We start from the raw sequence: 7,604 nt of genomic DNA, 5'->3' as shown, positions 1-7,604 counted from the left end.
GAAGAGGCCCGCCGCGACGTCACCGCTTACCTGAGCTTCTACAACCATCGCCGATGGCATGCTGCCATCGGCCAACGCATACCAGCCGTCGTGGACGCGCTGGCGTGCAGAACTCCTATCGGAGTGTCCAAAGTGGGTTGACCACTACACTTTGTAGGTGTTTGCGGGTGAGGTATGACGGGTGTTGTGCTCCGCCCGAACCCTCATCCGCCTGCCGGCACCTTCCTCGCTCCTCAAAGCCGGGCACATCCCTGTGCCCTCCCCGCGTGCTCCCGGAGGGAGAAGGATTCGAACGGGGAGGTTGAGGCAGTAAGCAGCACAAAAGCTGGCCTCAGTGCTTGCTTGAGGGGATTGGGCCGGCCAGTTCGCGCTATCGCGACAACCAAGCGACACAGTCACTGGATCCCAGCTTCCGCTGGGATGACGAGCAAAGGGCGAGCAAGCCCCCCGGCACCGCCAAACCAACTAAAGCAACACCGGCCGATCCGGCAACTCATCCGGCTTCGCCTTATCGTTGCCGGGAAAATGCCGCGCAAGCAGTTCATGCGCGGCGGCGATGCCGCCTAGGCTACCTTCGCGCCACTCGTCGCGCGCGAAACACTCGCGCATCCGCGCACAGATCGCGTCCCACTCCGCCTGCGGCACCGCGGCCGCAATCCCGCGGTCCGCCACGATCTCGATGCGATGCTCGGCCAGCAGCACATAAAACAGCACGCCGCTATTGTGCTCGGTATCCCACACGCGCAGCTGCGCAAACACCTGCGCGGCACGGCGGCGCGCATCGAGGCCTTCCAGCACATCCCATGGCGACAGGCGCGCCTCGACCGCGAAACACACCTCGCCGTTGTGCCGCCGCTCGCCCTCGGCGATCGCGTGCGTCATCTCATCCAGCAGCGTGGCGTTGAACGCGCGGCGCAGCAAAAACCAGGCACCGCCCAGATTCGCGAAGAAACGTTGGCCGCGTCCCATCACCAGCTCCCCGAGGAGCCGCCGCCGCCGAAGCTGCCGCCGCCTCCGCTGAAACCACCACCACCGCCACCACCGAAACCACCGCCGCCAAAGCCGCCACCGCCGCCCCAGCCACCGAAACCGCCCCAGCCGCCACCGCCGATGGAACGCCCCGCGCCGGCCGGCAGCAGCATCAGTACGCCGCCGATGATTGCGCCCAGCGTCGCCGCACCCACGGAGGCCGCCAGCAGCCACAGCAGGCCGCCGATCAGGCCGGCGCCCAGCGGCGTGCGCAGCCAGATCCGCGCGCGGCCGAAGATGCCGCGCAGGAACAGGCCGGCGAACACACCGATAAACAGCATTTCCTGGAAACCCAATCCGCTGCTGCGTTCGCGATGGGTCGGCTCGATCGGCGGCGGCAGTGCCTCGCCGTCGATCAGCTGGGTCAGCGCGCCGACCGCATCGCTGATGCCGCCGAAGTAATCGTTGGCGCGGAATTTCGGTGCGATGTATTCGCGCGTGATGCGCGCCGTCGCTGCATCCGGAATCGCGCCTTCCAGGCCGTAGCCCACTTCGATGCGCACGCGCCGGTCGTTCTTGGCGATCAGCAGCAGCAGGCCGTCGTCCGTGCCCTTGCGGCCGACCTTGTTGGCCTCGGCCACGGCGAGCGAATAGCTCTCGATGTCCTGCGGCTGCGTGCTGCCCACCATCAGCACCACGAGCTGCGCGCCCTTGCGCTTTTCCAGCGCGACCAGCTGCGCATCGAGCTGGTCGACCTGCTGCGCGTTCAGCGTGCCGGTGAGGTCGGTGACGTGGCGCGCCAGCTTCGGCGGCGCATCGTCGGCAAGCGCCGGCGCCAGCCCTGCCGCAAGCAGCAGCAGGGCCAGCAGCAGCACTCGCCCAAACCAAACAGGCAGCCGCGCCAGGCGCCGCACGATCATCGCCTCAGCGCGTCGAAGCCGCGGCGGGGGCCGGAGTCGGGGCCGGGCTGTTGCCGAAGTCGACGGTCGGCGCAGTGGAAATGGCCTTCTCGTTTTCCACGCTGAAGTTCGGCTTCACCTGGTAGCCGAAGATCTTGGCGGTGAGATTGTTGGGGAAGGTGCGGATCATCGAGTTGTATTCCTGCACCGACTGCACGTAGCGGTTGCGCGCCACGGTGATGCGGTTCTCGGTGCCTTCCAGCTGCGCCTGCAGGTTCTGGAACAGGCCATCGGCCTTCAGCTGCGGGTAGTTCTCGCTGACCACCATCAGGCGCGACAGCGCGCTGGACAGCTGGCCCTGCGCCTGCTGGAACTGCTGCAGCTTCTGCGGATCGTTCAGCGCATCCGGCGACAGCTGCATGGTGCCGACCCTGGCGCGCGCATTGGTCACTTCGGTCAGCACTTTTTCCTCGTGCTGCGCGTAACCCTTCACCGTATTGACCAGGTTGGGCACCAGGTCGGCGCGGCGCTGGTATTGGTTGATCACTTCCGACCAGGCGGCCTTGACCGCTTCGTCCTGGCGCTGCATGGCGTTATAGCCGCAGCCGGAAAGGCCGAGGACGAGCAACAGCAGGGCGATCGCGCGAAGGAATTTCATGGGTGTGGGCTCCGATCCGGTGGACGCCCCATTGCAGCATTCCGCAAGGACTCGCGCAATCGTGCCTATGGCAGCAATACGCCGGTCACACCATCCAGCGCGGCGCCAGGATCAAGACCCAGCTCAGCACGGTCATCACCAGCAGCAGGAATACCGCGGCCGAACCCATGTCCTTGGCGCGGCCGGCCAGCTCGTGGAATTCCGGGCTGACCTTGTCGACCACCGCTTCCACCGCGGAATTGAGCAGCTCGGCCGAAAGCACCAGCACCGCCGGAATCACCAGGGCGATCTTCTCCAGCGGGCCATTGCCCAGCCACAGGCCCAGCGGCACCAGCACCAGCGCCAGGCAGGCTTCCAGGCGGAACGAGGCCTCGTGCTGCCAACCGGCGCGCAAGCCCTTCATCGACCACTTGAAGGCGCTCCAGATCTGCTTGGGTCCGCGGATGCCGCTGGCTGCCATAGAGGTAAGTCCGTGCTCATGGGCAGCCCCGGGAACGGCGGGCATGCCGGCCGGGTCCTGCCATAAACGCGTCATGATGCCATAGCACCGCCCGCCGGAAAGCCTGCCACTGCAATGCCTGCCATTACAATGCGCGGATGAGACGTTCCCTCGCCCAGCAGCGCATCGGCCCCACCGCCCTCACCCGCACCCTGGCCTGGCTGCGCATCTGCGCGATCGCCGGACAAAGCGTCGCGGTGCTGGTCTGCGCGCTGTGGATGAAGCTGGATATCCCGCTGCTGCCGCTGCTGGTGGGCATCGGCTCGCTGGCGGTGTTCGCGGTGTATGCCGCCTGGCGGCAATCGCAGCCGACGCCGCTGCGCGAATGGGAAACCATCCTGCACGTGGCCGCCGACACCCTGGTGCTGGGCTACCTGCTGTACTTCACCGGCGGTGCCAGCAATCCGTTCATCACCCTGCTGCTGGTGCCGATCGCGCTGACCGCCGCCACGCTGTCGGTGCGCGCGATTCTGGCGGTGGCCATGCTGGCCGGCGTGGCTTACGTCGTGCTGCTGGTCTGGTACGTGCCGCTGCCGATGCCGGAACACGCCTTCGGGCCCAGCGGCTTCACCCTGCACGTGGCCGGCATGGGCGTGAACTTCGTGATTTCCGCGCTGCTGCTGGCCTTCTTCACCAACCGGCTGGCGCGCGCGGTGCGCCTGCAACAAGTGGAGATGCAGCGCGTGCGCGAACGCGCGCTGCGCGACGAAGGCATCCTCGCCATCGCCACCCAGGCCGCCGGCGCCGCGCACGAGCTCAACACGCCGCTGTCGACCATGCGCACCCTGCTGCCGGAACTGCGCCGCGAACATGCCAGCGACACCGTGCTGGGCGACGACCTGACCCTGCTCGAAGGCCAGGTGGAGCGCTGCCGCACGATCCTGCGCGAGATGGTCGCCTTCGGCAAAGCGCAGCTGTCGCAGGTGCCCGAATGCACCACGCTGGACGGCTTCGTCCACGGCGCGCTGGAACGCTTCCAGCTGCTGCGCCCGGAGGCGGACCTGGAACTGCAGATGGACGACGACGCCGGCGAGATCGTGCTGCGCACGCCGCCGGGCCTGCGCCACGCGCTGCTCAACCTGCTGAACAACGCGTTCGAGGCCTCCGCTCTCAAGCAGTCGCAGGCGGTGGACCTGATCGCCCGTCGCGCCGACGGCTGGCTGGAATTCGTGGTGCGCGACCACGGCCCCGGCTTCGTCGCCACCGATGCGCCGGCGGTGGTGGGCCAGTCGCACAAGCTGACCGGGCTGGGCATCGGCCTGGCCCTGGCCGAAGCCACCGCCGAGCGCCTGCACGGCGAGCTGACCGCCACCAATGCGCCCGACGGCGGCGCGGAAATGCGCCTGCGGCTGCCGCTGGCCGTCGTGGAAGCGAAAAACAGTTGAGCCCACACCGCAAATTGAAACCCTTCTCCCTCCGGGAGCACGCGGGGAGCGCACAGGGATGTGCGCGGCTCTGAGGAGCGAGGAAGGTGGCGGCAGCCGGATGAGGGTACGGGCGGAGTGAAGCGTCCCCCTCCGCCCGTACCCTCACCCCAACCCCTCTCCCGACGGGAGAGGGGCTTCAACGCAGGACACTTCGCCGCGCCCCCGCTCCCGCCGGTCAGGCTTGCGCGACAATACGCGCGGCCACTCCCCCGGGAACCGCACCATGACCGACCCGCAGCCCCTGCTCATCATCGACGACGACGCGACCTTCGCGCGCGTACTGGCCCGGGCGCTGAGTTCGCGCGGCTTCGAGGTGCTCACCGCCAATAACGCCGACGAGGCGCGCGCCCTGACCCGCCGCCACCATCCGCGCTACTGCGTGCTGGACCTGAAGCTGGGCGATGAAAACGGCCTGCGCCTGATCCCCGAGCTGCGCTCGCTGGTGCCGGAGATGCGCGTGCTGCTGCTCACCGGCTATGCCTCGATCGCCACCGCGGTGGAGGCGATCAAGCGCGGCGCCCACGACTACCTGGCCAAGCCGGTCGACGCCGACGCCGTGGTGCGCGCCCTGCTGGAAGGCGACGCGCCGAGCGGCGACGACGACCTGCTGGACGCCCCGGAAGCCCCGCTGGCCCTGCGCCGGCTGGAGTGGGAACACATCCAGCGCGTGCTGACCGAATGCGACGGGAATATCTCCGAAACGGCGCGCCGGCTCGGCATGCACCGGCGCACCTTGCAGCGCAAGCTGAGCAAGCACCCGGTGCGCGAACGGCCCGAGCAGGAATAAGCCGGGCCAGCACGCGGTAAACGGGAATACGGCCTGCGACAACGCGCCGCCTTTTTCCTCACGGGAGCGCGGCTATCCTCGCAACCCTTGACCAGGGTCCAGGGTACGACTTTGAACCGACCGTTCCCCCGCCGCGCACTGCCTCTGGTTTTGGCCAGCCTGCTCGCCGCACCCGTCTTCGCACAGCAGACCAGCACGCTGGAAACCGTCCACGTCCACGCCAGCGACACCCAGGTGACCGAGACGCCCGGCGTGCAGGTGCGCGTCAGCCGCGACCAGTTGCAGAAGCACAACGTCACCGACAGCTCCGACGCGCTGAAGTACGCGCCCAACCTGCAGGTGCGCAAGCGCTATATCGGCGACCCCAATGCGGTGATCAGCGGCCGCAACGCCGGCACCCTGCAGAGTGCGCGCAGCCTGGTCTATGCCGACGGCCTGCTGCTGTCCAACCTGATGACCAACGGCTACGACGGCGCGCCGCGCTGGGGCATGGTGGCGCCGGAGGAGATCGGCGCCGTCGACGTGCTGTACGGCCCCTATTCCGCGCTGTATCCCGGCAATTCGATGGGCACCACGGTGCTGATCCATACGCGCCTGCCGGAAAGATTCGTGGCCAGCGCCAGCGCGCAGTTCATGAGCCAGGATTTCAGCGACCGCTACGGCGCGGGCGGCCACTACAACGGCCGCAACCTCGCCGCCACGCTGGGCAACAAGCAGGGGCGCTGGAGCTGGATGCTCGCGCTCAACAAGCTCGATAACGACGGCCAGCCGATGCAGTACGCCACGGCCACCGCCAGCGGCAACGCCGCGCGCGCCGTGCCGGTGCAGGGCGCCACGCTGGATCGCAATCCGAACGGTTCGCCGCGCCTGGTCTATGGCGCCAACAGCATCGAGCACACCGAGCAGACCCAGGCCAAGCTGAAAGTGGGCGTGGACATCAGCGACCAGGTGTCAGCGCTGTTCACGCTCGGCTATTGGCACAATCACGCGGACGATCGCACGCGCAGCCTGATCCGCGACCTTTCCGGCCAGCCGGTGTACAGCGGCGCGGTCAGCGCCTACGGCCGCACCTGGACCCTGCCGGCCAGCGGCCTGGCGCCGACCGCCACGCGCGAAACACATGCGCTGTATGGCGTGGAATTGAACGGCCGCTTCGACAACGGCTGGCGCTGGACCGCGGTGGGCAGCAAGTACGACTTCGTGCGTTCGCAGACGCATACCGCCAGCCTCGCCCCGCCGGTCGGCCCGCTCGGCGGCCCGGGCACGGTGGCGGATCTCGGCGGCTCCGGCTGGGCAACCGCCGACCTGCGCAGTTCCGGCCCGCTGGGCGAACACCACACGCTGTACGCCGGCCTGCATGGCGACCGCTACGTGCTGGATTCGCGCGTGCGCCAGGCCAGCGACTGGCGCGGCGACGCCAACGGTCCGCAACAGAGCGCGTTCGGCGGACGCACCCGCACCTACGCGGCCTATCTGCAGGACGTATGGAGCTTCGCCCCGGCCTGGACCTTCACCCTCGGCGGACGCTGGGAACAATGGCGCGCCTACGACGGCCTGCGCGCCAACGCCAATACCACGCTGCGCTACGCCGAACGCCAGCGCACCGACTTCTCGCCCAAGGCGGCGCTGGCCTGGGATTTCGCCGACGACTGGCAGCTGCGTCTGGCCGGCGGCAAGGCGGTGCGCTATCCGACGGTGAACGAGCTGTTCCAGGGCAGCATCTCGGCCAACGCCATCGTCAACAGCAATCCGAACCTGCAGCCGGAGCGCGACTGGTCCACCGACCTCACCTTGCTGCGCACGCTGGCCAACGGCCATTGGCGCGTGTCGCTGTTCCAGGACCGCATTGCCGATTCGCTGTACTCGCAGACCGATATCACGGTGACGCCGACGGTCACCAATATCCAGAACGTCGACAAGGTGCGCGTGCGCGGCATCGAGGGCGAGCTGGCGCTGAAAGACGTGTGGATCGCCGGGCTCGACCTGCAGGCCAGCGTCGCCTTCAACCAGGCCAAGACGCTGAGCGATCGCCAGTATCCGCTGGCCGATGGCAAGTGGTTTCCGCGCATCCCGAAAGTACGCGCCAGCTTCGTCGCCGATTACCGCATCACGCCCGAGTGGGATGCCTCGCTGGCCGTGCGCCATTCCGGCCGCCAGTACGGCTCGCTCGACAACAGCGATTTCGTGAATACCTACGGCGCGGTCAGCCGCTTCACCGTGGCCGACGCCAAGCTGCGCTGGAAGTTCGCGCCGCAATGGACGGCCTCCGCTGGCGTGGACAACCTCACCAACGAGCATTACTGGGTCTACCATCCCTATCCCGGCCGCACCTTCTTTGGCGAAGTGCGCTGGGATTACTGAGGAA

General features: G+C 67.9%; 7 protein-coding genes. 3 read left to right on the top strand and 4 right to left on the bottom strand.

Annotated features, from left to right (window positions below; all coding sequences use genetic code 11):
• Positions 1-465: 465 nt before the first annotated feature.
• The 4 genes from AB4083_RS21825 to AB4083_RS21810 all read right to left on the bottom strand — a co-directional run bounded on the left by AB4083_RS21825 (position 466) and on the right by AB4083_RS21810 (position 2,986).
• Positions 466-969 (bottom strand): TPM domain-containing protein, encoded by a 504-nt coding sequence (locus tag AB4083_RS21825; RefSeq protein ID WP_441610612.1) that lies wholly within the window; start codon positions 967-969, stop codon positions 466-468.
• Positions 969-1,889 (bottom strand): TPM domain-containing protein, encoded by a 921-nt coding sequence (locus AB4083_RS21820; protein WP_441610611.1) that lies wholly within the window; start codon positions 1,887-1,889, stop codon positions 969-971. Before AB4083_RS21820 ends, AB4083_RS21825 begins: the two co-directional genes overlap by 1 nt.
• A 4-nt stretch (positions 1,890-1,893) precedes the next feature.
• Positions 1,894-2,526 (bottom strand): LemA family protein, encoded by a 633-nt coding sequence (locus AB4083_RS21815; protein ID WP_441610610.1) that lies wholly within the window; start codon positions 2,524-2,526, stop codon positions 1,894-1,896.
• Positions 2,527-2,611: 85 nt separating this feature from the next.
• Positions 2,612-2,986, bottom strand: coding sequence for a diacylglycerol kinase (locus tag AB4083_RS21810; protein ID WP_441610609.1), 375 nt, complete (start codon positions 2,984-2,986; stop codon positions 2,612-2,614).
• 137 nt (positions 2,987-3,123) lie between these two features.
• Here AB4083_RS21810 and AB4083_RS21805 point away from each other — a divergent pair, with 137 nt between their 5' ends.
• The 3 genes from AB4083_RS21805 to AB4083_RS21795 all read left to right on the top strand — a co-directional run bounded on the left by AB4083_RS21805 (position 3,124) and on the right by AB4083_RS21795 (position 7,600).
• On the top strand, positions 3,124-4,410 hold the full coding sequence (locus AB4083_RS21805) for an ATP-binding protein (RefSeq protein WP_441610608.1): 1,287 nt from the start codon (positions 3,124-3,126) through the stop codon (positions 4,408-4,410).
• A 265-nt stretch (positions 4,411-4,675) separates the two neighbouring features.
• Positions 4,676-5,239 carry a response regulator transcription factor gene (locus AB4083_RS21800; RefSeq protein WP_441610607.1) on the top strand — a complete coding sequence of 188 codons (564 nt, stop codon included), beginning with the start codon at positions 4,676-4,678 and terminating at the stop codon, positions 5,237-5,239.
• 150 nt (positions 5,240-5,389) lie between these two features.
• Entirely contained in the window at positions 5,390-7,600 is a 2,211-nt protein-coding gene (locus tag AB4083_RS21795; protein WP_441610606.1) for a TonB-dependent receptor, read from the top strand.
• The last annotated feature ends 4 nt before the right edge of the window (positions 7,601-7,604 follow it).

Origin of the sequence: Dyella sp. 2RAB6, assembly GCF_052115385.1 — a bacterium.
In the GTDB taxonomy this organism is placed as follows: domain Bacteria; phylum Pseudomonadota; class Gammaproteobacteria; order Xanthomonadales; family Rhodanobacteraceae; genus Dyella_D.
This window is presented reverse-complemented; position numbering and strand designations above follow the sequence as displayed.

Coding starts and splice junctions, on each gene's coding strand:
- AB4083_RS21825 (WP_441610612.1), bottom strand. CDS start 969: ATGGGACGCGGCCAACGTTTCTTCGCGAATCTGGGCGGTGCCTGGTTT.
- AB4083_RS21820 (WP_441610611.1), bottom strand. CDS start 1,889: ATGATCGTGCGGCGCCTGGCGCGGCTGCCTGTTTGGTTTGGGCGAGTG.
- AB4083_RS21815 (WP_441610610.1), bottom strand. CDS start 2,526: ATGAAATTCCTTCGCGCGATCGCCCTGCTGTTGCTCGTCCTCGGCCTT.
- AB4083_RS21810 (WP_441610609.1), bottom strand. CDS start 2,986: ATGGCAGCCAGCGGCATCCGCGGACCCAAGCAGATCTGGAGCGCCTTC.
- AB4083_RS21805 (WP_441610608.1), top strand. CDS start 3,124: ATGAGACGTTCCCTCGCCCAGCAGCGCATCGGCCCCACCGCCCTCACC.
- AB4083_RS21800 (WP_441610607.1), top strand. CDS start 4,676: ATGACCGACCCGCAGCCCCTGCTCATCATCGACGACGACGCGACCTTC.